Below are 25,922 nucleotides of genomic sequence, written 5' to 3' on the forward strand. Positions count from 1 at the left end.
GCAAAAGTGAAGGCGAAGGCCATGGCAGCCAAGATCGTACCCGCTCCCGACTATGAGGATCGCGTCAGGACCTCCTTTGCCCGCCAAAAGGCGATGGCCACCATTGGCGCGGAGCTGACGCTGGTCACGCCCGGCATCATCGAGATCGAGATGCCTTACGCGCCGTCGCTCACCCAGCAGCACGGCTTCCTGCATGCCGGCGTCATCTCGACCGCGTTGGACTCGGCCTGCGGCTATGCCGCGTTCTCGTTGATGCCGCAGAATTCCAGCGTGCTGACCATCGAATTCAAGGTCAACCTCCTGGCACCGGGCAGGGGCGAGCGCTTCCTGTTCCGCGGTTCGGTGACAAAGCCCGGCCGCACCATCATCGTTGCCGACGGCCAGGCCTATGCCTTTGCCGCCGACGGCGAGGCCAAGCTTATCGCGACGATGACCGGCACGATGATGACGGTTGTCGGCCGCGACGGGATAGAAGGGTGACTCATGGCGAGCGCTGCGCGGATAGGGGAAAAATCCGTTCTCTTCGTCATGGCGGCGGAGGCCGAATACGGCCCGCACCTCAAAGAACTGTTCACGCCGCTGATGACCGGGGTCGGTCCGGTCGAGGCCGCCGTGCGGCTTGGTGCCGAGCTTGCGACACTTAAAGCTCAGGACGCGCTGCCGGATCTCGTCGTCTCGCTGGGGTCCGCGGGCAGCCGCACGCTCGAGCAGACCGAAATCTACCAGGCCGTGTCGGTGAGCTACCGCGACATTGATGCCTCGCCGCTCGGTTTCGAGAAAGGCGCCACGCCGTTCCTCGACCTGCCGATGACGGTGCCGCTGCCCTTCGTCATTCCCGGCATCAAGAGTGCTGCGCTCTCGACCGGCGGCGCGATCGTCACCGGCGCCGCCTATGACGCGATCGACGCCGACATGGTCGACATGGAAACCTTCGCCTGCCTGCGCGCCTGCCAGTTGTTCGGTGTGCCGCTGATTGGCCTGCGCGGCATTTCCGACGGCGCCGCCGATCTGAGGCACGTCGGCGACTGGACGGAGTATCTGCACGTCATCGACGAGAAGCTGGCCGGAGCAATAGGGTTGCTGGAGCAGGCGATTGCGTCCGGCGCGATCCGCCTTACCTAAAGGCCGTGAATGGACCGAAAGCCGCAGCGCGCCACCATTGCGCCGAATCGGTTCTTTCTTTAAAGGCTCGCCATGACGACACATCCCGACACCGTTCTCATCATCGACTTCGGCAGCCAGGTCACGCAGCTGATTGCGCGGCGCGTCCGCGAAGCCGGGGTCTACTGCGAAATCGTTCCGTTCCAGTCCGCCGCCGAGGGCTTTCGCCGCATCCGGCCGAAGGCCGTCATCCTGTCGGGCAGCCCGCACTCGACCGTCGACATCGGTTCGCCGCGCGCGCCCGACGAGGTCTTTTCCGCCGGCATTCCGGTGCTCGGCATCTGCTATGGCGAGCAGACGATGTGCGCCCAGCTTGGTGGCAAGGTCGAGGCCGGCCATCATCGTGAGTTCGGCCGGGCCTTCCTGGAGATCGAGAGCGATTGCGCGCTGTTCGACGGCGTCTGGGCCAAAGGCACGCGCCATCAGGTCTGGATGAGCCATGGCGACCGGGTCACCGCCATTCCCGCCGGCTTCAAGATCGTCGGCACCTCCACCGGCGCGCCCTTCGCCGCCATTGCCGACGAGGCGCGCAAGTTCTACGCGGTGCAATTCCACCCCGAGGTCGTCCATACCCCGGATGGCGCGAAGCTGCTTGGCAACTTCGTCCACCACATCGCCGGTCTCGCCAGGGGCTGGACCATGGCCGCCTATCGCGAGCAGGCGGTCGAGGCGATCCGCAAGCAGGTCGGCAAGGGCAAGGTGATCTGCGCGCTGTCGGGCGGCGTCGATTCCTCGGTCGCAGCACTCCTCATCCACGAGGCTGTCGGCGATCAACTGACCTGCATCCTCGTCGACCACGGCCTGATGCGCAAGGACGAGGCGAAAAGCGTGGTGGAGATGTTCCGCCAGCACTACAACTTGCCGCTGATCCTGGTCGACGCGTCCGACCGTTTCATCTCGGCGCTCGAAGGCGAGAGCGATCCGGAGAAGAAGCGCAAGACCATCGGCCGGCTGTTCATCGAGGTGTTCGAGGAAGAGGCAAAAAAACTCGGCGGCGCCGATTTCCTGGCGCAGGGCACGCTCTATCCCGACGTCATCGAAAGCGTCTCCTTCTCCGGCGGCCCTTCGGTGACGATCAAGTCGCACCACAATGTCGGCGGCCTGCCCGATCGCATGAATATGAAGCTGGTCGAGCCGCTGCGCGAACTGTTCAAGGACGAGGTGAGGGCGCTGGGCAAGGAGCTCGGCCTGCCCGAAAGCTTTATCGGCCGCCATCCGTTCCCCGGTCCCGGCCTTGCCATCCGCTGCCCGGGCGGCATCACGCGCGAAAAGCTGGAGATTCTACGCGCGGCCGACGCCATCTATCTCGACGAGATCCGCAAGGCCGGCCTCTACGACGCCATCTGGCAGGCCTTCGCCGTGCTCTTGCCGGTGCAGACCGTCGGCGTGATGGGCGACGGCCGCACCTATGAGTTCGTCTGCGCGCTGCGCGCCGTGACTTCCGTCGACGGCATGACGGCCGACTTCTACCACTACGACATGGCCTTCCTCGGCGCCGCCGCCACCCGCATCATCAACGAAGTGAAAGGCATCAACCGCGTCGTCTACGACGTGACGTCCAAGCCGCCTGGAACCATCGAGTGGGAGTGACGGAGGGGCAAACGGCGGCAATAGCGTATCTGCGGCGGCAGTTTCGGCGTCGGGCAAATTGTTTTGCGTCAGTATCTCACTTCCGCTGAACTAGCATTCTCCATCTCCGATCTGGCAAGTCCGATCTGCGACTATGCACCTGATGAAGTAAAGTCCTTTCAAAAAGGGGAGAGGCCTTTAGCGTAGAGCGGCGTGCATAAAGGCGAGTCTTCTTTGCGCTGCATGTCATTCCGGCCGACTTGACCGCCAACCTTTTTTGACTCGCCGCCCCGGTCGCGCAGTGTGCACACAAAGCCCGCAGCTAGGCCCTTCAGGTACCGACGTCGGCGACAACCGTTCCCGAGACGGGATCGGTCACGCCGAGGTCGCCGCCGAGGTCCTCCAGCATGTCGCGCATCGTATCCAGGAGCCCGATCATTTGCGGCCGTGCCGCCGCGAGGCTGTCCATGTCGTTCCACTCGCCGACGATGCAGAAGGTGCGGTCGCCGGTCTTGATGAGCGCGCCCTTGCGAAAACCCTTGACGTCGAGGGTCGCCTTCTTGTGCGCGTCGATGAACGCCTGTTCCTTGCCGGGCTTGGTGCGGAACCGAACGACGTTGTAAGCAGTCATGTCTTCCTCCAATCGAAAATTGTCGCCTAAAGAACCTTAAGGACGTGCCTCGAGCACCATGTTGAACGGCGTCTCGGTGGCGCGGCGGAACCGCTTGAAGCCGCCGCCGGACACCACCTTGCGCAGCCTTGCCTCGCCGGCCTGTGCGCCGAGCCCCAGCCCGACCTCCTGGGAAAGCGAGGCAGGCGTGCAGATGAAGGTGGAGGCGGCGTAGTAGATGCGGCCGACCGGGTTGAGGTTGGCCGAAAGCTGGTCGTTGGCGAAGGGCTCGACGATCATCCATGTGCCGTCCGGCTTCAGCGCTTTGTGCACATGTTTGGCCGCGCCTTCCGGATCGCCCATGTCGTGCAGGCAGTCGAAGAAGGCGACAAGGTCATAGGTGCCAGGGAAATCCTTCGCCGGCGCCACCTCGAAGCGCGTGTTGCCGGCAACGCCGGCCTCCTTCGCCGCGGAGCGGGCGCGCTCGATCGACGGGGCGTGATAATCGAAGCCGGTGAAGCGCGAGTTCGGGAAGGCCTTGGCCATCAGCACGGTCGATGCGCCATGGCCGCATCCGACATCGGCGACATCTATGCCGCGCTCCAGCTTCTGGACGACGCCGTCGAGTGCCGGCAGCCACCAGCCGATCAGATTGGCGTTGTAGCCCGGCCGGAAGAAGCGTTCGGTGCCGCGGAACAGGCAAGCGCTGTGATCGTGCCAGCCGAGCCCCTTGCCGGAGCGGAAGGCCTGCCTGACCTTCTCCTCGTCCAGCCACAGCGTCGAAACGACCTCGAACGCGCCGGCCATGAAAGCCGGGCTGTCCTCGTTGACGAAGACCTGCTCTTGCTCGGGGTTGAGGTAGAAGCTGTCGCCGGCCTCGTCATACTCGACATAGCCGGCTGCCGCCTGCGCCGAGAGCCATTCGCGGACCAGCCGTTCCTGCGTGCCGGTCCTTTTGGCGAGCTGGCCGGCGGTCATCTTGCCGCCCTCGCTCATGGCCGAGAACAGGCCAAGCCTGTCTCCCAGCAGTACCGCCGCTCCGGTGGTGATGGCGCCGAGATCGCCGACCATCTTTCCCAGCAGTGCCTCCAGTTTTTCCTGATTGGGCTGATTGTCCTTGTTGCGCTCCAGCATCGGCTATCTCCTCCAGCTCGATCCCAAACACCAGGGCGACAAGCCTGCTCCCGCCACCAGGATGGCCTCGCCGTAACAGTCCATTGTTCGCCCCGTAGCGACCGCCTGTTACAGCTTCACAGCAACGTGACCGCTGCCTGAAAATTCTCAGCGAGAGCAGGGACCTCAAATCGCCGGTGCATCAGAGCAAACCTGCTAGCTCAGGAACCGCGGTCGGCGTGTGGCGTCCGGACCAGTAAGCTGAACAGTGCTTCTCTCACGCCGATTTCAAAACGTGGGTGTCGTCGAAGTCCGCGAGCTTCGGATAAGCGATAGTGGGGGCATGCGCGAGGCTGAGGACGCGTTCACGGTAACGATCGAGGCAGACCCGGCGTTCGCCGTCGCTGGCGCGCGCTGGTGCGTGCGCAAGGAAAGGCTCGATCACCGTGAAGCCGACAAAGTAGAGCATCCCGTGGTTGATTGGGAACAGGATTGCGTCGATTGAGCCGTTCAGTCCTCGGCTCGAATAGATCGGCGGCGGTCCGCCGATTGTGACGGAACACATCGCGCGCTTTCCCGCGAAGACGCCGCGATCATACCATTTGCCGCCACCATAGATCCTGCCGCCCGACGCGAACACTCGGTCAACCCAGCCCTTGAGGATCGCCGGCAGCCCGAACCACCAGAGCGGAAACTGCAGGATCAAGACGTCGCACCAGAAAAGCTTGTCCATCTCCGCCTGGATGTCTGGAGCAAATCCGTCGTGGGCGGCCGCATTCGCCTCCTCAGCCTGCTGGCGGTAGTAGGTCGCGTCGCGCACGGTCGTGAAGTTGCGGCGATCTGATACTGGATTGAAGCCCATGGCGTAGAGATCGGATACGACGACCTCGTGTCCGGCCGCAGACAACACCCCCTGCGCCGTGCGGGTCAGGGCGCCATTGAAGCTGTTGGGCTCGGGGTGGGCGTGAACGATGAAGATGCGCACCGTGCTGTTCCCACTCGATCGAAATGTTCATTTTCCAGATACCGAAAGGGTTCGCTCGGCGACATAGTCGAGCGAGAAAGCACCCGCCCCGCGCGTCAGCACAAGCAGCAGCAGCGACGCCCACAGCAGGTGCTCTGCCCAGTTTTCCGGATAAACGAAGATCTGGATGACAGACACGACGCCGAGCAGCATCAGCGCTGCAAGGCGCGAAAACAGCCCGAGGAAAATCAACACCGAGCCCGTGAGTTCTGCGGCCGTCGCGAGCGGCGCCGCGATCGACGGATCGATGAACGGCAGATTGTATTCATTGGCAAACAGTTGCAGCGTCACCGGCCAGGATGCCAGTTTCGATTGCGCGGATTGCCAGAAGACATGTCCGACCGCGACACGGGCCGCGAGCTGGATCAGCGAAAATGGAATGCGTTCGGGCAGCGTGATGATGCGCCGGCAGACGCCGACCAAGCCGCTCGGGCTGGTCGAGGGATGATCTGAAATTGCGGTCATGACTGTCTACATCAGTTTGAGAGGTTATGCACGGTGATGCGCACGTTTGTGACAAGCCCGTCAGCGAACAGTCGCACGAGCGCGGACACGAGGTCGAAGTTCGGTTCGAGCGCGAGCGCGCGGCTTGCACCATGTTCGAGGCCGAGGCCGTGCTTGAGAGAATGCCGGAAGGCGAAGTCGGCTCGGTCGAGGAGAACCAGGTGGACGCTGTTCCCGGTCCGCCACAACGCCACGCGTTCGGGACGTCTCGCCCAAGTGCAATGCCGATCGACTGCTGTGCCCTGCTGGTGCGCCGTCCACAGCGACAGAATCGACCAGTGTGAAACGATCAGCCTGAGCGATGGCTGCAGCAGGATATCGGGTGAAGGCCCCAGGTCGATTTTGTCATAGTCCGCAAGGCTGCGGGGTGGCAGCGAAGCCGTATCGAGTGCCTCGGCGATGGCCCATTCGAGCCGCGCCGTTTCGGCGACGATCGGCATGTCGGACAGCGTGTCGATCGTCTTCAGGAAGCGCGGGAAGCCGGCGCCGTAGCGCGACAGCCGCGACTCCACCGGCGGATGGCGTCGGATGAATTCGCTCGCCACGAAACGGAAGAAGCGTTCGTCGACCAGGCGCACGGTGACGGGAAAGACCGCCATCAGCACCGCGGTGAGCGAACTGCGCGTGTTGTTCTGGTAGATGCGCAGGCGGGCCAATGGATCGGCCTTGCCGGCGGTCAGCATTTTCGCGGAGACCATTGGTTCGATGGCAAGCACCGAGCGCGCCATGGTGGTCTGCAGGTTTTCAAGCGGCAACATCGTATCCTCCTTCCATTGGCGTCAACGCTACCGGTATGGCTGCTCCGGCCTTTGCGGCAGCGAATGCTGCCAGCACCGGCATGCTGGTCCCCACACTTTCGAAGGGGGTCAGGGACATCGGTCGGGGTTTGGCTGCCTCAGCGTGTCTCGCAGCCTGCTCGCGGTTGAACATGATCGAAGCGGTGAGCATGTCGGCCCACATGGCTTCGCCAAGCAGCACATCCAGAACCGGGACATCGGTGTCCCATTCGATCAACGTCGGGCGCGGTCCGAGCCGACCTATGGCATGCTGGTAAAGGCTCCAGACGACCGGCGGCACACGCGAGCCATGATCGTCGATGAGCACGGTGTCGGCCCCGACCTGGTTCGTCGCATGGCCGGCGAGATGGATCTCGCCGATGGCATCGGCCGGCAGCGCATCGATGAAGGCTCTGGCATCATATTGCAAATTGTGCGCCGAGACCTGGACATTGTTGACGTCCAGCAACAGGCCGCAGCCCGTTCGCGCCACAAGCTCGGCCAGGAATTCAGCCTCGTTCATCGAGGAGTCGGCAAAGGCGACGTAAGCGGACAGATTTTCGATCAGCACCTGCCGCTTCAGCGTATCCTGGACGGTCGCGACATTGCGCGCCACGATCGACAGCGCCTCTTCGTCATAGCGCAGCGGCAGCAGATCGTTGAGGTAGGCGCCGTCGGCGACGCTCCAGGCAAGATGCTCCGAAACGAGATCGGGCTGGAAGCGCTCGCACACCCTGCGCAGCCGCTCCAGATGATCGGGGTCCACTCCTCGCGCGCTGCCCAGCGACAGGCCGACGCCGTGCACCGACAGCGGATAGGTCTGGCGCAGTCGTTCCAGCGCTTCGACGCCGGCGCCGTCTCCCATGTAATTCTCGGCATGAACCTCGAGCCAGCCTGCGGAAGGCCTGCGGGTCAGCATTTCACCGATGTGAGAGGAGCGAAGACCGATGCCCGCTGATGCGGGGATCGGGAGGGGCTGCAACGCACGGGACATCGGTCTGCTCCCTTCAAGGGGTTGGCGTGAAGTCTGGATGGTTCAGGCTTTCGGCTTGTCGCTGCCGCCGGTGATCTTGGCGCAGCTGCCGGCGGGCACGTAGAGCCAGGAATCCGGCTGGTTGTCGGCGGTGGCGGTGCCGGCGCAGGAATGCGTCGCGGTCTGGCAGTCGTTCTGGCCGGCCTTGACGACGCCGTAGCATTTCTCGAAGGCGAAGCCGGGCTTGGCGGCGGGGCCGCTGTAGGCCGCCGTAGCGGCGAGCGAAGTGGCGGCCGCGAGGGCCGATCCGATGAGGGTTTTGGTGTTGATCACGGTCGTATCTCCTGGTTGCGTTTCGAGTGAAAGACTGGCCTTGCGACCTGTCTGCAGGCAGTGTCCCCGATCCGGATGCCGAGCTGAAATGCTGTCTCGGCATGGATTTGATACGCGGTCACTATGCTGAAGCGGCTGCACGCAAAAAGCCCTCCGGCGGGGCACCGGAGGGCTTGGCACCTGCATTCGGGAGTATGCGAAGCAGGCGCGGCCAGGCGGGAGGGAGACGCCTAGACGTATCGGATTTTGCCGTCGGCGGCCGAGCATTCGCCTGCGGCGGAATGCTCTGCGAAAAGCCAGTCGCCGGCGCGTTCGCGTCCCCGGTCACGCATGTCGGTCAGTTCACCCCAGTCGGTCCAGGGCCTTGTGAACAGTGCCGCGCCGGCGCGGTGTTGGCGGTCGAAGATGGCGTGGGTTGGGGCGCACTTCATCGCACAAGGAGTGGCGGCGAGGCGGCGATCCGCGCACGGCGTCGTGAACAGTGTCGGCTTGCCGGTGACCACCAGCCGATGACCGGTGTCCAGCTGCAGCGCCGGCAAAGCCGAAAGGTCGCCGTCGCCCCAATAGCTGTCGCCGTCGATCTCGACCGGCGGGAAGAGGAACGGGATCCTGGCGGCCGCAAGGATCGCGTCGATCGACAACTGATCGCCGGCGAAGATCTTCACCGCATCGGTGCGGGCATTGGAGGCCAGGATGCTCAACTGCAGCGGGCGGTTCTTGTCGCGGATTACCGCAATATCGATCGACTGTTCCAGGATCGATCGCAGCGGGCTTGCTGCATCGGCGGCAAACATCGATGCGTGGCTGACGCGTCGCCAGAAGTTGGCGAGCGCCGTCCGCGAGCCGCGCCGGCCGCCCAGGGCCAGGCCATAGGCCAAGACCGCGGCCTCCATCGCGCCGAAGCCGGACGCAGTGATGTTGCAGATGGAAAGGCTGGGTTCGTCAAGCAAGCGGTCGAGGACGCCCCAGACGAAGGCGCCGTGCGCGTCGCTCGCTAGGAAAATGTCCACAATCCGCCGGTCATCCACTGCAGGTCTTGCAATGAGGGCTTGGTCGGTCTCGGTTCCGGTCTGGATATGCATGTTTCAGTCTCCGTCCCCAAAACGCCGGGCTGGGCGTTTGATGGAAAGACTGCCGCAACTCCTTCCGTCGGCGAAATGCCAAGGTGGCATGAACTCCATAGGCAGATTGCATTGGCTGCGACCGCCCACGCGCAGCAAGCTTTTGTCAGGCAGGCGAAAATCCCGGGATCTTGCTTTGAACCCGCACCAAGGCGGTCGCCTCAGCACAAAAGGAGCGCGTCATGAGAATACGAATTGCGTGCCTGGGGGCGATTGCCCTCGGTCTTCTTGCCGGGGCGGCTTGCGCCGACGCCTTCAGCGACCTGGCCGCCTTGCCCACCTTCTATACGGACGCCGGGATGAAAACGATGAAGCCGATGGCCGGGTTCAAGAAGGCCTGGTTTGCCATGTCAAAGCACGACCGCGTCACGATGATCAAGGCTTGCAACGACCCGGCAATGAGCAAGCCCCACGCGCAATTCTGCGCCAACGTGCTCGCCCTGGGCGGCGCTAATTAGCGGTGGTGCCCCAAGCATCCGCCGGAGGAAGAGCCGGCATGAACTCTATACGCAGATGGCATTGGCAAGTTGGCGGCCGGTTGCAGCAAAGTCCATCTCGGCAAGGAGGAACCACAGAGTTTTAGATTGCTGCCGATCATTACCGCAGTCGTCGATGGGACGATTGCTCAACCCCAGAGAAGGATCTTACCATGAATATCAAGGCCATCTGCCTCGGCGCTTTTGCACTTTCCGTCCTGAGCGGCGTTTAGTTCGCCGGCGCGCTCGACGAGCCGTCCAACATGCAGCCCTTCTTCACCGACGCCAGCATGAAGACGATGAAATCGGATGCCGACTTCAAAGCAGCCTGGGGCGCCATGTCGAAGGACAAGCAGGATGCCATGAAGAAGGAATGCAACGACGCGGCGATGAGCAAGCCCCATGCCGAATTCTGCGTGAAAGTTCATGAGCTCGGCGGCAACAGCTGAACATCACCCGGCTTTCCAGATCAGAACCGAGCGCGATGGCAAGCAACTTGCTCGCCATCGTCTCCTATGTCCCTGCAAAGCCTTCACTGGCGCCGACCTGCGCCAGCCAATGACGGTATGCTATGAACTTCATAGCATCGATGCATTGGAACGATGATGTCTTTTGCGCAAAGGTTCGTTTTAGCAAAACGCAACGTGGAGCAATCGGCATGGACGTTCATCACATCCGCTATTTCCTGGCCGTGTGCGAGACGCGAAACTTCACGCGCGCCGGCGAAAAGTGCAACGTCACCCAGCCGGCACTGTCGCGCGCCATCCAGCAGCTGGAGGACGAGGTCGGCGGCCTGCTGTTTCGCCGCGAGCGAAACCTGACTCACCTGACCGACCTGGGCGCGCTGCTGCGCCCCCGGTTTCAGCAGATCCTCGACGAATTGACCGGAGTGCGGCAGGAGGCTTCGAGATTCTTGTGCCTGGAAAATGCCAACCTCAAGGTTGGCGTCATGTGCACCATCGGTCCGCGCCGCTTCACCGGCCTGCTGGCTGATTTCAACAGGCGCCAGCAAGGCATCCAACTGCAGCTGGTGGAAGGTGTGCCCGCCTCGCTCTCGCAACTGCTCGAATCCGGTGAAATCGATGTCGCCATCATGGCGTCCAGCGACAGTTTTCCGGAACGGTTCGATGTCACGCCGCTCTATCGCGAGCGCTTCGTCCTGGCCTTTCCAAACGGCCATCGGCTGGCCCGCAACGACAATGTCGCGATCTCCGAGCTCGACGGCGAGAACTATCTGAGGCGGTTGAACTGCGAGTATCGCGATCATCTCGCCGGCCTGTGCAACGACCGTGGCGTCAAGCTCAGGATCTCCTATGCGAGCGAGCGCGAGGACTGGATCCAGAACATGGTTTCAGGTGGTCTCGGAATCTGCTTCATCCCGGAGTTCAGTGCGGTGATCCCGGGCTTGCAGGTCCGGCCAGTCATCGATCCCGAGGTCTGGCGGGAAGTCTCTCTGGTGGTCGTGGCCGGGCGCAGGTTCTCGCCGGCGGCATCTGCCTTCGTCAACAGCGTCAAGGCGCATGGCTGGCCGGAAAGCGCCATCCCTCAGGCGCTTCGCAAGACGGCGGCCTGAAGAAAAACTGCAGAAATGATGGTTGCGCGCCGCAAGTCCTGTTGTGCGCCTTTTCGTGCCACTCGCGACTGCCGACGATAGTTTTCAGGTATCGATTTAAGAGCCAGTCAGCATTTCTCTTTCTTCTAGGCTGCCGTCACTGTCCCTTCATGCCCCGCCTCTGCGATTGGGCACTGACAAAGGAGAAATGACATGGCTTCCAAGACTATTGCATTGCGGGCGCCGCTGAATCTGGCGCTGACACTCGGACTGCTTACCGCGACCGCTGCGTTTTCCGTGGCCCCGGTTTTTGCCGGCGATTGCCCCGCCGGCCAGGTGGCCACGGCCGACATCCAGGAGCATCCCGCCAAGCCGGTCGGCGTAACCGACACGGTTCTCTCGGCAATCGACCTGAGCAGCAAGGGCGAAGCCTGGAAAGGCAACATGCTGCGCTTGCGCAAGCTCGTCGTTCAGCCCGGCGGCGTCGTGCCGTGGCATGAGCACAACGTCCGCCCGGCCAACATCCTGATCGTCGAAGGCTCGATCACCGAATATCGCAGCACCTGCAAGGTCGGCATCGAACATCCGGCCGGCGACGTAACCGCCGAGTTCGGCCAGCTCGCCCATTGGTGGAAGAACAACGGCAAGGTTCCGGCTGTGCTCTATTCGGCCGACGTCCTGCCGCCTGCGATGCACGACGATCACATGATGTGATCCTCCACTCGACAGCGATCTTTTCATGACTGGCATCTGAAAGCGCGTCCTCGGGTGATCGCCCGGGGACGTGCGCAACGGGAGCTTCCTGCCATGACAACAAGCGAACACACCGAACCGACGCGGCTTCGCATGGTTGCCGCGGACAGCTGGCGCTTCGGCCTGATAGCGCTGATCGCGTTTCTCACGCTTGTCGATCTGTTCGCCACCCAGGCCATCCTGCCTTCACTGGTTATGAAATTCGGCGTCAGTCGAGCAACCATGGGCTTGGCGGTCAATGCCAGCACGTTCGGCATGGCGGCGGCAGGGATCGCGGTCGCTCTCTTCGGGCGCGGCATCGATCGGCGCAATGGCATCTGGATCAGCCTAGCGGTGCTGGCGATACCGACGACGCTTTTGTCGCTCACCGACAGCATCGTGATCTTTGCCTTGTTGCGCGTCGCCCAAGGCTTGTGCATGGCGACCGCGTTCACGCTGACAATGGCCTATCTCGCCGAACACTTTTCCGCGCGGCAGACGACCAGCGCACTCGCGGCCTATGTGACCGGCAACGTCGCCAGCAATTTCTTCGGACGGCTGATGTCGGCCGCCGTCGCTGACACGTTTGGCATCTCCACCAACTTCCTGACCTTCGCAGCTCTCAATCTGATTGGCGCTGCCCTCGTCTGGCTCACCCTGCAGAAGACATCTGCAATGATGCGCGCCGACGCCAAGAGCGAGCGTGCCCGCGCCGCCTGGAAGGGCCCGTTGATGAACGTCGAGCTGCGTGCCTGCTTCACCATCGGCTTCCTGATCCTCTTCGTCTTCATAGGCACCTTCACCTACGTCAACTTCCAACTCGTCGCTGCGCCGCTATCGCTGTCGCCGATGGCGCTGGGGCTGGTGTATTTCGTCTTCCTGCCTTCCATGCTGACCACACCGCTCGCCGGGAGGGTTGCCGCGAGGCTCGGACCAAGGATCGGGATCGGCGCAACACTTGCATTGGCCATCCTGGGTTTGCTTCTGCTTCTGACAAGCAGCCTGCCGGTGGTCCTTTCAGGAATGGCGCTGGTCGCCATCGGCACCTTCCTGGCGCAGGCAATCGCCACCGGGCATGTGAGCCGCACTGCGTCGCGCGACCGCGCCGCTGCGAGCGGCATCTATCTCGCCTCCTACTATGCGGGCGGGCTCATCGGCAGCTTCGTTATCGGACAGGTCTACGACCGGATTGGCTGGACCGCATGCGTGGCTGTGCTCGCCGCAGTCATCGCATGCGCCATCGCGGTGGCGCGCGTGCTGCAAACACCAAAGACCTGAGACTTCAAAGACCAAAACTAGGCAATCCAACCAAGGAGACTGACATGAAAAGCTACGTGAAGACCATGATAGCCGGCGCCGCCATGATGATGGCCGTCGTCGCCCAAGCGGCCGCTTCAGACGGTGTCGTCACCGTGAAGAGCGACTATTCCGTCGCCGAAACCGTCGCCCGCATCAAGAAGGATGTCCTCAAGAAAGGCATCAAGTTCTTCGGCGTCATCGACCAGGCAAGGCTTGGCAAGAATGCCGGCAACGACGTCAAGCCGTCGCGGCTGGTGATGTTCGGCAATCCGGCGCTCGGCACGACCTTCATCACCTCCAATCCCGAGGCCGGTCTCGACTGGCCCGTCCGCGTCCTGGTCTACCAGACCGCTGATGGGGCGGTTTACGCCGCCTACAGCGATTTCGACTGGATCGCCAAGCGGCATGGCATCACCGACCGGGAGGCGCAGTTCAAGATGGCGACCGAAGTCATCCAGTCCGTGACCTCGACGATCAGAAAGAACTGAGTGCGGATGACGTGAAGGAGATCCGCCGCCGGGCATGCGAAGCAGCCTGCTTCTCGCGACAAGGCTACTCGGCGGCGGACAACGCCTTCGCCCGTTCGCCGAACCATCGTTTCTGCGTGGCCTCGCGCACCAGTGCGCCAACCGCCGGCGAATGCCTGCGGCCGCGCACGGTGACGAGATTGACCTCGCGCCAGAATTCCGGCTCGGTGATCGGCAAGGGCACCACGCCCGGGTGCTTGGCGGTATGTTCGGGCATGAAGCCGAAGCCAAGTCCGGCGGCGATCATCGCGAGTGTCCAATCGTCACGATCGCTCCAGTAGACGGGGCTGACAGTGACGCCCTGGTCGGCGAGAATGGCATCCGCGTAGCCTGCAAACTCGCAATTGTTGCGGTGGATGTAGCTCTCATTGCTCATATCCTTCACCCGCACGCTCCGCTGGTTGGCTAGGCGATGGTTCAGATGGACGGCCATCACCATCTGTTCCTGGAAGAGCGGAAGCGAGTGCACTTCCTCGTCGGGCACGTCCGACGGCAAGGCATAGATGGCGGCCTCGAGGTCGCCTTCGAGCAGCCGTCGCCGCAAGCTCTTGGCGTCTGAATCGCAAAGGTGAAGCTCTACGCCGGGGTGATGCCCACGCACGGCCGCTATCAGCTCGATGATCTCGTCCGGAGCGATTGTGCTCATGATGCCGACCCTGAGCGGTGTCTTCTTCAGATGCACATACTGCTCGGCAATCTGCTTTGCCTGGCGGGAGTTCTCGAACACACCCTCGAGATAGGTCTCGACCATGCGGCCGAGCTCGGTGAGATGGGTGAAGCGGCGCTCGCGGTGGAAAAGCGCCCCGCCGAATTCGTCCTCGAGCAGTTTTATGGCGCGCGAGAGTGCCGGCTGCGTGACGTTGCACTGCTCGGCCGCCCTGGTGAAATTCAGTTCCTTGGCAACGGCCAAGAAGTATCTGACCTGGCTAATCTCCACTGCACGCTTCCCCCGGGGGCGCCCAAGCGGCGCGACCCGCGTTGCCGGGCGATCTTACTAGCTGCCCTAGCGTCAAACAACCCGATCCCAGAGATCCACTTCCTCGCCGCACCGGTCAGACCGTCGGCTATCGAATCCATGTCTCAACGGCATTTCCGCTGCTTCGGGCTGCTCGCCATACTTGATCAGGATTTCAGACCAGGGCGCGCAAGCCCGTTGCCCGCAGCCGTTTGCTGGTCAAATCGGCCGCGGCTTCAACAGAAGGAAACGACGATGCTCAAGGGAAAGACGGCGCTGATAACAGGCTCGACCAGCGGCATCGGCCAAGGCATAGCCGAAGCCTTCGCGGCAAAGGGCTGCAACATCGTTCTCAATGGCTTCGGCGATGCCGATGAGATCGAACGCCTGCGGGCGAAGCTGGCCGCCGACCACGGTGTGACCGTTCGTTACCACAATGCGGACATGAGCAAGGGCGGCGCGATCACCGCCATGATGGACAAGGCCATCGCCGAGTTCGGAGCCATCGACATCCTGGTCAACAATGCGGGCATCCAGCACGTGGCGCCGATCGACGACTTCCCGATCGAGAAATGGGAGGCCGTCGTGGCGATCGATCTGATGTCGTCATTTTACACGATCCGGCGCGCCTTGCAGGCGATGAAACAGCGCAAATGGGGCCGCATCATCAATGTCGCCTCGGCGCACGCCCTCGTCGCCTCGCCATACAAATCCGCCTATGTCGCCGCCAAGCACGGCGTCGCCGGCCTGACCAAGACGGTTGCTCTGGAAGTGGCCGAGCAGGGCATCACGGTCAATGCGGTTTGCCCCGGCTATGTGCTCACCCCGCTGGTGGAAAAGCAGATACCGGACACCGCCAGGGCGCGCGGGATCACCGAACAGCAAGTGATCAAGGACGTGCTCCTGGCCGCACAGCCGACCAAGCAGTTCGTAACGGTTGAGCAGGTTGCGTCGCTCTGCCTGTTCCTGGCCTCGGACGATGCGGCCTCGATCACCGGCGCCATCATGCCGATCGAAGGCGGCTGGACTGCCCACTGAAAACGGCAACGAGGAGCGCAAAAGCCATGAACAAGATCACCCGAAATCCCTCGACGTCGGAGCCCGTGCCGGAGGCCGGCCATGTGGCCGACGGTTCGGTCAAGCGACAGACGGTGTTGGTGCTGCAGGGCGGCGGCGCTCTCGGAGCCTATCAGGCCGGCGTCTACCAGGCGCTCGTCGAGGGCGGGATCGAAACGGACTGGGTGATCGGCACTTCGATCGGCGCCATCAATGCGGCGCTGATCGCCGGAAACGAGCCGCAGGACCGCCTGCCGAAGCTGCGCGAGTTCTGGGACGGCGTCAGCCGCAGCAGCCCGCTCGACGAGTTCTTCCGGATGATGGTTCCGAGCAACATCTTTGCCAATATGGGCACGGTGATGCGCGGCATACCGGGCTTCTTCGAACCGAACCCAAGCGCCATGTTCGGGGTCAATCGCGAGGTGGGTGTGGAGAATGCCTCCTACTACACCACCGATCCTCTCAAGCGGACGCTGGACAATCTGATCGACTTCGATTGTCTCAACCGTCGCCGCACGCGGCTGACGGTCGGCGCGGTCAACGTCAACACCAGCGAGCTCAAGTATTTCGACAGCAGCCAGATGCCGTTGTCGGTGGCGCACATCATGGCGTCGGGCGCCCTGCCGCCGGCCTTCCCGGCAGTCTGCATCGACGGCGAGCCCTATTGGGATGGCGGCATCTATTCGAACACGCCCATCGAGGTGGTGCTCGACGAGCGTCCGCGGCGCGACGCGCTGATCTTTGCCGTCAACATGTGGCAGCCGCGCGCGACGGAGCCGAAATCGATCTGGCAGGTGATGGGACGACAGAAGGATCTTCAATACGCCAGCCGCGGCCGAAGCCACGTTGCCCGTCAGGAGCAACTGCATCGTCTGCGCCACGTCGTGCGCGAAATGGGAAAGCTGGTCCCCGAGGAGCGGCGCGACGATTCGATGTTCAAGGAACTCGCATCCTATGGCTGCCCCTCTGTCATGCACCTCGTTCGGCTGCTTTCGCCGCGCCTGGACGGCGAAGACCACACTAAGGACATCGACTTCACGCGCACCGGAATCCGAACACGCTGGCAGGCCGGATACGAACATGGCCAGCGCGTCCTCTCGGAAAAGCCGTGGCAGTGCGAGGTCGACATGTTGCAGGGCATCGTGATCCACGAATCGCAAGAGTGACGGACCAGCGCCTCGGAAACGATGGAGAATACCGATGCAGATCATCACTCCCGGCATGCGGCTGATCCCCGAGGCGGTGCTTGCCAACAACGCTGCCCTATTCCGCACGATTCCGGAGACGCCTTCCCATGCGGACGCATCGCTGCATCGCGTGGTCATTGTCGGCGGCGGCGCGGGCGGACTGGAGTTGGCGACGCGCCTTGGCCGCAAGTTCGGCAAGCGGCGGCTTTCTGTCACGCTGGTCGACCGCAACCGCACCCATATCTGGAAGCCACTGCTGCATGAGGTGGCATCCGGCGCCTTGAACGCGTCGCATGACGCTGTCGAATACATCGCCCATGCCAGCCGGCACGGCTACCGATACCGCATCGGCGAGGTCGTCGGCATCGACCGTGCCAAACGCCAGGTCTTTGTCGCGCCCAGCTTCGACGATGACGGCCGGCAGGTCATCCCGCCGCGTGTGCTGGGCTACGACACGCTGGTCATGGCCGTCGGCAGCGTCAGCAACGATTTCGGCACGCCGGGCGCCGCGCGTCACGCCATTTCGCTGGATACCGCGGAGCAGGCCGCCCGTTTCAACAAGCGCATGATCGACGCGTGCCTGCGCGCCAACGCGCAATACGAGCAGCTTTCGCCCGGTCAACTTCATTGCGTCATCGTCGGCGCCGGGGCCACCGGCGTGGAACTTGCCGCGGAACTGCACAAGTCGATGCGGGAGGTTGCATCGAACAATCTCGACAACATCGATTTCGAGAGATTGATCTGCATCACCATCGTCGAAGCCGGGCCGCGGATACTTCCGGCCCTGCCGGAGCACATCGCACGAGCTTCGGCACGTCTGCTGGTCAAGCTCGGCGTGCAGATACGATGCGGCATCCGGGTGAGCGAGGTGACGGAGGACGGCGTCAGGCTCGGCGAAAAACTGTTCGTGCCGGCCGAACTCGTGGTCTGGGCGGCCGGGATCAAGGCGCCGGACTTCCTGAAAGGGCTAGACGGCCTCGACACCGATCGCATCAACCGCCTGATGGTGGACGAGACCTTGCGGGCTGTCGGAGACGAGAACGTGTTCGCGATTGGAGACTGCGCGAGCTGCGTCCTGCCGGGGCATGACGACGCCCTGCCGCCGCGGGCCCAGACAGCCCACCAGCAGGCCGATCATCTGGTGAAAGTCATTTCAGCGCGTCTCGCGGGACAGGCCGCGCCGGCATTCCGCTACCGCGACTACGGTTCGCTGGTCTCGCTGGCCGACTACGGCGCGTTCGGCAGCCTGATCGGCGGACTGAAGATCGAAGGCCTGCTTGCAAGGCTCGTCTATCGCTCGCTCCACAAAATGCATCTCACGGCGGTGCATGGGCTTGCGAAGACCGCCCTGGCTGCGATCGGCGAGACGATAGCCAGGCGCGCCAGGCCTCGGATCAAGCTTCACTAGCACGGCGGAGGCGGCGCGATGGAAAGGTATGATGTGGTCATCCTTGGCGGCGGCAATGCCGGAATGGGGGTCACGGTGGCGACGCGCGCTGCAGGTCTCTCCGTCGCCATGATCGAAGCCCGCGACCTCGGCGGCACATGCCCCAATCGCGGCTGCACGCCAAAGAAAGTGCTCGTCGCCGCGGCCCATGTGCTGGATGTGATCGAACGGGCCGATCGGCACGCGATCACTGTCGATGCGCCGAGGCTTGACTGGCGAGCCCTGATCGAACGGGAGAAGGACATCATCAGGGACATCCCGTCCCGGCTGTCGGAACTGATGGCCAGGCGTGGCGTCGATGTCATCCACGGCGAGGCTGCATTCGTCGGCAGCAACGCCATCCGAGTCGATGGCCGCGAACTCGAGGCCAGGAAAATTGTCGTCGCCACCGGCTCGATACCGCGCTCGCTGCCAATTCCGGGCGCCGAGCATCTGACGATCTCAGACGATGTCCTGAACGACCCGGTGCTGCCCCGTGCGGTCGTCTTCATTGGCGGTGGCGTCATTGCTTTCGAACTGGGCCAAGTCTTCGCGCGCGCCGGCGTCGATGTGACCATCCTGGAGGCATTGCCGCATCTGCTGGCGGCATTCGATGCCGATGCCGTTGCGCAGATTCGTGGCGAAAGCGAACGAATAGGCATACACGTCCGCACCCTGGCCTGGGTCAAAAAGATCGACAAGGTCGACGGGCGATTGCGCGTCACCTTCGCCGCGGATGGCGCAGAGTGCACCGTGGACGCGGACCGGGTTGTAAATTGCGCCGGACGCGTGGCCAATGTCGAGCGGCTCGACCTCGGGGCCGGTGTCATCGTGCATCGCGAAGGCCGCATCGAAATCGACGATCATCTGCGCTCGCGCTCGAATCCAGACGTCTATGTCTGCGGCGACGCGGTGTGGAATTCTCCGCAGCTTTCGCCGGTAGCGACCTATGAGGGCGGAATCGTTGGCCGCAACATCGTCGATGGACCAAGACACCGGCCGGACTACAGCCAGATAGCTGCATCCGTTTACACCGTGCCGTCCTTGGCAAGTGTGGGACTGAGCGAGGCCAAGGCGAAAGCGCAAGGGCTTGGCGTGAAGGTCTATGTTAACGACATGCGAAGCTGGCTCTCCGCGAGGACTTATGCCGAGACCATGGCGTGGTCGAAGATCATCGTCGAGGAATCCACCGACAAGATCGTTGGCGCCCATATTGTCGGCCATGCCGGCGAAGAGCTGATCCATCTCTTTGCGTTTGCTATGAAGCACGCCATCACGGCATCGCAGCTTGCCGACATGGTCTACGGTTTCCCAACCTTCTCTTCGGATATCAGGAACATGTTGTAACGAATTGAGGTCACGCGGCGAACAGAATACGAACCTCGCCTGCCTTGATGCTCGCAAGGCATCAAAACCATGCAGGAAAAGCATGGCCGTGGCCGAGGGGCATCGATGATAGGCTGCGTCAGATCGATGAAAGTGCAGAAATGGCCGCCGACGACCAGGCAATGACATTTGAACAGTCCGTCCAGGCTGCCATTGAACTTGATGCGTCCCTGAACGAGCGGCTGGCGGTGATTGCCGCTGCGGTGCGCCGCCTGAACGCGGATTTCGCCGACGCGGTGGACCGCCTGGTGGGACGATTGGAAGAACAGGGAGCCGGAGCTATGGCGCCGGCTCCTGGCGATGTCATGCCGGGGTTCCTGCTGCCTGACGACGAGGGCAGACTGGTTGGCCTGGCTGAGATCCTTCTACAAGGCCCCGCTGTCATCACCTTTCAGCGCGGGCATTGGTGCCCCTATTGCCGTTTGAACGCGATTGGCATCGTCGAAGCCCAGCCCGAGATTGCGGCCCTTGGCGGCCAGGTCGTGGCGATCATGCCCGAGCGACGCAGATTCGCGAAGGCGATGAAGGCTGCTGTCGGGGCCATATTCCCCTTCCTGACCGATATGGACAATGGCTACGCCCTGTCCCTCAACCTCGCGATCTGGGTCGGGGCGGAGATGGAGCGGCTGATGGGGCTAGGCCTCGATCTCCCCAACTATCAGGGCAACAGCAGCTGGTTCCTGCCAATCCCTGCAACCTTCATCGTTGGAAGGGACGGGATCATCACCGATCGCTTCGTCGATCCCGACTACCGTCGGCGGATGGACATCGACGATCTGATCGCGGCGCTCAGGCGGGCTCGCTGACCCCAAAAGATGACCAGTCGGTCGACCGCAACAGGTTGAGCAGCGTCGTGGCCACGGGTGAGCGATGTCGGCCGGCAACCGCGTAGACGGCGACGACCCGGGAGATATCGACATCCCGCAGCTTGAGTCTGCGGATATTCGGCGACCGCGGTGCTGTCACGGAGACGAAGCCAACACCGGCGTTGGCCTCCAGCAGTGCCAGCAAATCGTGGTCGGTCTCGACTTCGTGCGCCGTGCGAGGCGTCAGGCCTTTCTCTGAAAGGCAACGCGAAAGATCCTCGCTCGTTTCCCAATCGACCCGGCTGAGCACAGGTTCCGCGGCCAGCTGGCTTAATGCGACATCGGCTTCGTTGCGGCGGGCAAGCGGATGATCGGAATTGACGACAAGTTCGATGCCTTCCTGGAAGAGTGGCCAATTATCGAGCCGATCCCAGGCCTGCCCCAGCGGGCCGGCAACGGCAAGCTCGACCTCGCCGTTCTTGAGGGCGTCGACGACAGCGGTCGGCGAGCCGCGGTTGATCTTGAGATGCACACCAGGATAGGCCCGGAAAAGCTCCGTAAACGGCGATACCAGCAGTGCAATGTTGACGCTGTTGGAAATGGTGACGTTGAGAGGCGCCACGTCGCTGCTTTGCACGGCCTTGGCCAGTGACTTGGCGGAAGTCGCGGCATCATAGCATTGCTGGAGCAAGGGCAGCATGCGCCGGCCGAGTTCGGTCAGGTGGGAGTGCTGGCGCTCGCGCCGAAGGAGTTCACCCCCCAACTCCTCCTCAAGCGTCTTGATCGCTCGTGTCAGCGCAGGCTGCGTGACGTTGCACTCTTCGGCTGCCCTGGTGAAGTTCAAGGTGCTGGACAGGGCCAGGAAATAGCGGACCTGCTGCATCTCCATGAATCTCGCCCCCTCAGCGAAATGATCTATCAGCGACTGCGCATGTTTGCAGGCTAGCGCATTGCAGCCGTTTCGGCAAAGCGTGGCAACGTCAATGGGGCCGAACGCTATGCAGCATGGCTAGTCAATGTCTGCTTTGGGGCCAGATCAAGTCGATGATCGCGATGGGTTGAAAGTAGCGCTCCCGGCTTGGTGTCATGCGTCAGCGCACGAACGATTTCGATTTCGACATCATGCGTCGTCAGCGCCTTCGTGAACTCCGCGAGCATCAGATCGGTGCGACATGAGAATCCTCCTGTTGGGGGTATTAGCGAGGAACGTCGGGTTGCCTCTCGATCCTTCCCTCAGGTGAAATGCGCGATCACTTGGCCTTGAGGGAACAGAGGCGGTTCGAGCTAGGTGGCTTGTCGTCGTGATGAGTGGACCATCGCGCCCGTGCCGACGCGATGGTCCTCCGTTTCAGATCGATCTGTCGTCGGTTCGCTTAACCGGGCGGCTCTTGCGCCGATGGACGTCAGGCCCCGGCGCGATCTTCGCGCGACCCTCGATATAAGCTTGGCGGCGCTGCTCCAGCCATGCCTCGACCTGTTCAAGGTCCCACACGACGCATCGCGGCGTGAGATTGAAGCGGCGAGGGAATTCGCCGCGCTTCTCCATCTCGTAAATGGTGCTTTCGGCGAGCGGCACGATAAGCCGCAACTCGTGCCGCCTTATCGTTCGCGGCAGGCCTGTCAGGACGGTTGCGGGACCCGAATATCCAACTGGATCTTTGTCACCGTCATCGTGATAGGGCATCATCGGGACGCGTATGCGGCTTGGCTTGTTGGTCATGTCTATCCTCCTGTGGTTAGAGGATGTTTGATGAACCATTTGCCTGTTCGCGAGGGTGTGAAGATGCCGATGAACGGGGGCTGACGGTACTTTTGGAAGCATTCGCGCTCTCTCTGTCAGATATGACGTGCACCTCGGCGGCCGATAGTAGTCGATAGATGGGTCGCAAGAGTTGTGAGAAATTCAAATCAAAAGCGCAGCTATTTGACGGCCAGCAGGTCGGTAGTATCTGAGCTCCAAAATATTTTCTTAAGTAAAATCAATACGTTAGCAGAGCCGTGAACAATCGAGTGGGAGTGAGGGGGTTGGATAGGCTGGAGGGCTTGGAGGGGATTAGGGCAGCAGAAAATAGAGAGTTACGGGATAGCTCGTTGATCATTCGCCGTGCATCGTTATACAGCTGCTTTGTTCCTCCAAGTCATTGAATTAACGGCGGTCGGGCAACCGCACTGAGTGGCAAGCAGACCCATTTGACGGTTCTCCCGACGGTTCGATCAGAAGTCGCTTATCGCGTCGAGAAAATGCCGTCAGGAACGATGATCGATCTGACGGTATTTTTCTGGAGCCATCTGTTCCCTTCTTAGGGGCGTGCCGCGGAATCTTTGAAAAACTGCGCGTCATCGTAGCTTGGCTACGATGCCGTTATTCCTTCACACCCTCGACGATGCCCAGCATCTTTGAGGGCGGATACCAGGTCTTGCGGTATTTCCAGCCGGACCTTTCCAGCAGCGCACCATATTCCTCCTCCGTGCGTTCCCGGCCGCTGCCCCAGACCAGCATGTGAATGTCAAACAGTTTGGAGAAATGTGAGGTCTCCGGACCGGGGACGACCTGCTCGACGATCAACACCCTGGCCTGCTTCGGCGCCGTCCGCTGCATGGTAGAGAGAATCTGCAGACACTCCGCGTCGTCCCAGTCATGTAGAATGCGCTTCAACATGTAGGCATCGGCGGAAGGGACCGCTTGGAACATGTCGCCGGCGACGTAGGTGCAGCGATCTCCGACGTCCATCTTCGCTGCCCACAACAGCTCTCGATTGGCGATCACGCCAGGCAGCTCCAACACCGTACCTTTCAGGTGCCGGTATTTATCCAGCAGGTTGCACAGGGCATAGCCATGGCCGCCGGCCACGTCGCAGAGATGCGAGATACGGGAGAAGTCGTATGTTGCGAGCGCTTGCAGCACCAGCATGTTGTCCATGCCGGAGAAGCTGCTCATCGCCGCGTTGAATACGGCGCCGTAATTCGGATTTCGTGCTGCATATTCGAAGGCGGGCGCGCCAAACTCACGAGCAAAGCCGTCCTGGCTCCCTTCTGCGATCAGGGCGCTCAGGTGCTTCCAGGCGGCGTAGTGCTCGGGGCCTTCTTCCAGCAGGGTCATCGCGCGCAGGCTGTGCGGATGGTCCTCGCGCAGCAACTGGCCGCTCGCGGTCAGTGAGAAAGTTTTGGCCCTATCCTCGCTCAACAGTCCCAAGGAGCCGAGCGCCCGCATGAGCCGGTACAACAGGCCGGCATCCAATTCGAGCTCGCCGGCGACGCGGACGGCTTTCTTGGGACCGCTCGCAAGGGCGTCGAAGACACCCAACTTGATCCCCGCATAGAGGATTTGACTCCGCCATCGCCCAAAGATGAGTTCGATCACCTGTCCGCTGGCGTCCCCGGCCGGATCCTGCTGAGGCGGCGAAACCTCGACCAGCTCTCGCAAGGTTTGCTGTTGCATGGTAGCCTCCTTCGCTAAGATTTGAGATCACCCCGGAACGGGTCACCGCGCAGGCACTCAAGATCGTGCTGGCGACTATAGGGATTGCGCCTCGGCGCGTAACGAAAGCCTGACGATGGCTCGCCGAAATTTCGACGAAAGTGCTGTAGGGCGGGCGGACGCGGCGGCATCGGAGATGGAAGCCGACCTGCCCAGAAACCTTCACTTCGCCGGCTGGACCCTCAATCTTTCGCGCCTTTCGCTGGAGGGCGAGGGCAGGGAGATTTTTCTCAGGCCCAAATCATTTGAAGTGTTGCGCTACCTGGCGGCGAACCCTGGCCGCGTCATCACCAAAGACGAATTGATGGAGAGGGTCTGGTCCGGGACGGCCGTCACGGACGATTCGCTCGTGCAATGCATAAAGGACATTCGCGAGGCGATCTGTGATCAAGATCGGAGAATCGTCAAGAACCTTCCGCGCCGCGGCTATCTGTTCGCGGCGGTGGTCACGGACGGCGCGACCTCACCAATTTCAGCGGACTCCGTGTCCCCGATCCGCTTCGCCAAAAGCGGCGAAGTCCACATCGCCTATCGGGTTTGGGGAGAAGGTCCTCGCCATCTCGTGTTCTGCCCCGGCTTCGTCACCCACATCGAGAACGCATGGACCGAGCCGGGCATGGCCAGGTTTCTGCGCCGCATGGGACAGTTCGCGCGGGTCATCATGTTCGACAAACGCGGGACCGGCATGTCGGACCGTGTCGACAAGGTTCCTGGTCTCGATGAGCGCGTCGATGATTTGCGTGCTGTCCTGGATGCTGTGGACGTCGAGCGGGCGGCCATCATCGGACCGTCCGAAGGCGGCTCGCTTGCCGCCTACTTCGCCGCCACACAGCCGCACCGCTGCGAAGCGCTCGTGCTCTATGGTGCGTTCGCGCGCTTCGACTCGTGGATCCGAAGCGAAGAGGCCTTGCAGGGACTGTTGCAATACATCGATTCGAGCTGGGGCAGCGGCGCGAGCCTGCCGATGTTCGCTCCCTCGATGGTCGGAAATGCGGCATTCCAAGAATGGTGGAGACGATTCGAGCGGCTCGGCGCGACTCCTGCCGCCGCCATGGCGCTGATGCGTCTGAACAGCCAGATCGATATCACCGATATCCTTCCGCGCATCCGCATTCCGACCCTGGTCATTCACCGAACGGCAGACGTGTGCGTTGATATTGAAGGGGGGCGGCAGCTCGCCGCCAGCATACCGAACGCACGTTTGATCGAACTCCCCGGCGTTGATCATTTTCCCTGGGTGGGCGACAACGCTGATGAGATTCTTTGGCGCATTGAAGAATTTCTAGCCGGCCGAGAGCCTGCAGGCGCGGTCCGCCACCACAGCCCTTAAACTCTTGAGCGCCGCACTGGCTTATTTTCCGGCTTTGCTCGTATCGCCACGAGCGCTGCTGATCATCAAGAATCGCCCGATTGATGCCGATAGTCGCTGAAACCCACCGATTTTCGATTCAGCGAATTTCCTCTTTGAATTCAAGATCGGAAATTTCTGGCGTATCGCGTGCCCGGACGGGACGGAATCTCGCTTGCTCGGGGCAGTGCGGCCTCAACGCGCCGGTCGGTTCCGTTTTCCGGTGAAAAGCACGCGGGCGGGTAGGGTCTGACCTATCCGATAGCGCGTCGGCGTTTCTGAAAGTGTAGGCTCCGTCCAATGCCAGCAGGCTCACAGAATCTATCTGGACAGGTGTTGTGAGCGGATGGGCAATCTCGATGATGGTTTCGGCAGGGCACTTTGTCTGCGAAGTCTTTCGGGAGGACCCTCTTTATGGCCGGCTTTACCCATCTTTTCATCCCAGGGCCCACCAACATTCCGGAGGAGGTCCGGCAGGCCATGAACCTGCCGATGGAGGATATGCGCGCC

The 25,922-nt window shown here is 62.1% G+C and carries 26 protein-coding genes and 1 pseudogene; 15 read left to right on the plus strand and 12 right to left on the minus strand.

The window, feature by feature from the left end:
* Positions 1-21 precede the first annotated feature (21 nt).
* The 3 genes from AU465_RS21625 (at position 22) to guaA (ending at position 2,751) form a co-directional block, all read left to right on the plus strand.
* Complete coding sequence (locus AU465_RS21625) at positions 22-480, plus strand: PaaI family thioesterase (RefSeq protein ID WP_040973884.1); 459 nt, start codon at positions 22-24, stop codon at positions 478-480.
* 3 nt (positions 481-483) lie between these two features.
* The gene (locus AU465_RS21630) at positions 484-1,122 is read left to right on the plus strand and encodes a 5'-methylthioadenosine/S-adenosylhomocysteine nucleosidase (protein ID WP_192252671.1); all 639 of its coding nucleotides are present in this window, start codon (positions 484-486) and stop codon (positions 1,120-1,122) included.
* Positions 1,123-1,194: 72 nt separating this feature from the next.
* A complete protein-coding gene (gene guaA / locus AU465_RS21635; protein ID WP_192252674.1) occupies positions 1,195-2,751 on the plus strand; it encodes a glutamine-hydrolyzing GMP synthase in 1,557 nt (518 codons plus the stop codon).
* A 310-nt stretch (positions 2,752-3,061) separates the two neighbouring features.
* Here the strand turns inward: guaA and AU465_RS21640 are convergent, their stop codons facing one another.
* The 8 genes from AU465_RS21640 to AU465_RS21675 form a co-directional block, all read right to left on the minus strand.
* Positions 3,062-3,361, minus strand: a complete 300-nt coding sequence (locus AU465_RS21640; protein ID WP_192252677.1) for a putative quinol monooxygenase — start codon at positions 3,359-3,361, stop codon at positions 3,062-3,064.
* A gap of 36 nt (positions 3,362-3,397) precedes the next feature.
* Complete coding sequence (locus AU465_RS21645) at positions 3,398-4,474, minus strand: class I SAM-dependent methyltransferase (protein WP_192252680.1); 1,077 nt, start codon at positions 4,472-4,474, stop codon at positions 3,398-3,400.
* A 256-nt stretch (positions 4,475-4,730) separates the two neighbouring features.
* The gene (locus AU465_RS21650; RefSeq protein WP_192252683.1) at positions 4,731-5,438 is read right to left on the minus strand and encodes an NAD(P)H-dependent oxidoreductase; all 708 of its coding nucleotides are present in this window, start codon (positions 5,436-5,438) and stop codon (positions 4,731-4,733) included.
* Between the two features lie 27 nt (positions 5,439-5,465).
* On the minus strand, positions 5,466-5,942 hold the full coding sequence (locus tag AU465_RS21655) for a DoxX family protein (RefSeq protein ID WP_192252686.1): 477 nt from the start codon (positions 5,940-5,942) through the stop codon (positions 5,466-5,468).
* Positions 5,943-5,953: 11 nt separating this feature from the next.
* Entirely contained in the window at positions 5,954-6,739 is a 786-nt protein-coding gene (locus tag AU465_RS21660) for an HvfC/BufC N-terminal domain-containing protein (protein WP_192252702.1), read from the minus strand.
* Positions 6,726-7,751, minus strand: a complete 1,026-nt coding sequence (bufB, locus tag AU465_RS21665) for an MNIO family bufferin maturase (protein WP_246506309.1) — start codon at positions 7,749-7,751, stop codon at positions 6,726-6,728. Before bufB ends, AU465_RS21660 begins: the two co-directional genes overlap by 14 nt.
* A 42-nt stretch (positions 7,752-7,793) precedes the next feature.
* Positions 7,794-8,063 carry a BufA1 family periplasmic bufferin-type metallophore gene (locus AU465_RS37510; RefSeq protein WP_127283463.1) on the minus strand — a complete coding sequence of 90 codons (270 nt, stop codon included), beginning with the start codon at positions 8,061-8,063 and terminating at the stop codon, positions 7,794-7,796.
* A 230-nt stretch (positions 8,064-8,293) separates the two neighbouring features.
* Entirely contained in the window at positions 8,294-9,145 is an 852-nt protein-coding gene (locus AU465_RS21675; protein ID WP_192252705.1) for a patatin-like phospholipase family protein, read from the minus strand.
* 221 nt (positions 9,146-9,366) lie between these two features.
* Between AU465_RS21675 and AU465_RS21680 the strand changes: the two genes are divergently transcribed.
* The 6 genes and pseudogenes from AU465_RS21680 (at position 9,367) to AU465_RS21705 (ending at position 13,731) form a co-directional block, all read left to right on the plus strand.
* Positions 9,367-9,642: a hypothetical protein gene (locus AU465_RS21680; RefSeq protein ID WP_192252708.1), complete on the plus strand. Its 276-nt coding sequence runs from the start codon at positions 9,367-9,369 to the stop codon at positions 9,640-9,642.
* Positions 9,643-9,833: 191 nt separating this feature from the next.
* Positions 9,834-10,109: pseudogene (locus AU465_RS21685) on the plus strand (hypothetical protein).
* 209 nt (positions 10,110-10,318) lie between these two features.
* Positions 10,319-11,233, plus strand: coding sequence for a LysR family transcriptional regulator (locus AU465_RS21690; RefSeq protein ID WP_192252710.1), 915 nt, complete (start codon positions 10,319-10,321; stop codon positions 11,231-11,233).
* Between the two features lie 192 nt (positions 11,234-11,425).
* Positions 11,426-11,926 carry a cupin domain-containing protein gene (locus AU465_RS21695; protein WP_192252713.1) on the plus strand — a complete coding sequence of 167 codons (501 nt, stop codon included), beginning with the start codon at positions 11,426-11,428 and terminating at the stop codon, positions 11,924-11,926.
* Positions 11,927-12,019: 93 nt separating this feature from the next.
* Complete coding sequence (locus AU465_RS21700) at positions 12,020-13,222, plus strand: MFS transporter (protein ID WP_192252716.1); 1,203 nt, start codon at positions 12,020-12,022, stop codon at positions 13,220-13,222.
* A 44-nt stretch (positions 13,223-13,266) separates the two neighbouring features.
* Positions 13,267-13,731: a DUF302 domain-containing protein gene (locus AU465_RS21705; protein WP_192252719.1), complete on the plus strand. Its 465-nt coding sequence runs from the start codon at positions 13,267-13,269 to the stop codon at positions 13,729-13,731.
* A 64-nt stretch (positions 13,732-13,795) separates the two neighbouring features.
* Here the strand turns inward: AU465_RS21705 and AU465_RS21710 are convergent, their stop codons facing one another.
* Positions 13,796-14,707, minus strand: coding sequence for a LysR family transcriptional regulator (locus AU465_RS21710; RefSeq protein WP_192252722.1), 912 nt, complete (start codon positions 14,705-14,707; stop codon positions 13,796-13,798).
* A gap of 273 nt (positions 14,708-14,980) precedes the next feature.
* On the opposite strand from AU465_RS21710, the gene AU465_RS21715 reads away from it, so the two are divergent.
* The 5 genes from AU465_RS21715 to AU465_RS21735 all read left to right on the plus strand — a co-directional run bounded on the left by AU465_RS21715 (position 14,981) and on the right by AU465_RS21735 (position 20,586).
* Positions 14,981-15,763 carry a 3-hydroxybutyrate dehydrogenase gene (locus AU465_RS21715; protein WP_192252725.1) on the plus strand — a complete coding sequence of 261 codons (783 nt, stop codon included), beginning with the start codon at positions 14,981-14,983 and terminating at the stop codon, positions 15,761-15,763.
* Positions 15,764-15,789: 26 nt separating this feature from the next.
* On the plus strand, positions 15,790-16,947 hold the full coding sequence (locus tag AU465_RS21720) for a patatin-like phospholipase family protein (RefSeq protein WP_192252728.1): 1,158 nt from the start codon (positions 15,790-15,792) through the stop codon (positions 16,945-16,947).
* A gap of 34 nt (positions 16,948-16,981) precedes the next feature.
* On the plus strand, positions 16,982-18,376 hold the full coding sequence (locus tag AU465_RS21725) for an NAD(P)/FAD-dependent oxidoreductase (RefSeq protein ID WP_246506311.1): 1,395 nt from the start codon (positions 16,982-16,984) through the stop codon (positions 18,374-18,376).
* 18 nt (positions 18,377-18,394) lie between these two features.
* On the plus strand, positions 18,395-19,741 hold the full coding sequence (locus AU465_RS21730; protein ID WP_192252731.1) for a dihydrolipoyl dehydrogenase family protein: 1,347 nt from the start codon (positions 18,395-18,397) through the stop codon (positions 19,739-19,741).
* 140 nt (positions 19,742-19,881) lie between these two features.
* Positions 19,882-20,586 carry a peroxiredoxin-like family protein gene (locus AU465_RS21735; RefSeq protein ID WP_192252734.1) on the plus strand — a complete coding sequence of 235 codons (705 nt, stop codon included), beginning with the start codon at positions 19,882-19,884 and terminating at the stop codon, positions 20,584-20,586.
* On the opposite strand, the gene AU465_RS21740 is transcribed toward AU465_RS21735, so the two are convergent.
* From AU465_RS21740 to AU465_RS21750, 3 genes are all read right to left on the minus strand, one after another.
* A complete protein-coding gene (locus AU465_RS21740) occupies positions 20,570-21,475 on the minus strand; it encodes a LysR family transcriptional regulator (protein ID WP_192252737.1) in 906 nt (301 codons plus the stop codon). The genes AU465_RS21735 and AU465_RS21740 overlap by 17 nt on opposite strands.
* Positions 21,476-21,934: 459 nt before the next feature.
* On the minus strand, positions 21,935-22,306 hold the full coding sequence (locus AU465_RS21745; RefSeq protein WP_246506312.1) for a helix-turn-helix transcriptional regulator: 372 nt from the start codon (positions 22,304-22,306) through the stop codon (positions 21,935-21,937).
* 642 nt (positions 22,307-22,948) lie between these two features.
* Positions 22,949-24,025 carry a methyltransferase gene (locus tag AU465_RS21750; RefSeq protein WP_192252740.1) on the minus strand — a complete coding sequence of 359 codons (1,077 nt, stop codon included), beginning with the start codon at positions 24,023-24,025 and terminating at the stop codon, positions 22,949-22,951.
* 175 nt (positions 24,026-24,200) lie between these two features.
* Here AU465_RS21750 and AU465_RS21755 point away from each other — a divergent pair, with 175 nt between their 5' ends.
* Positions 24,201-25,394 (plus strand): alpha/beta hydrolase, encoded by a 1,194-nt coding sequence (locus tag AU465_RS21755; RefSeq protein WP_192252743.1) that lies wholly within the window; start codon positions 24,201-24,203, stop codon positions 25,392-25,394.
* Positions 25,395-25,922 lie beyond the last annotated feature (528 nt).

The organism is Mesorhizobium silamurunense (assembly GCF_014843905.1).
GTDB lineage: Bacteria > Pseudomonadota > Alphaproteobacteria > Rhizobiales > Rhizobiaceae > Mesorhizobium > Mesorhizobium silamurunense.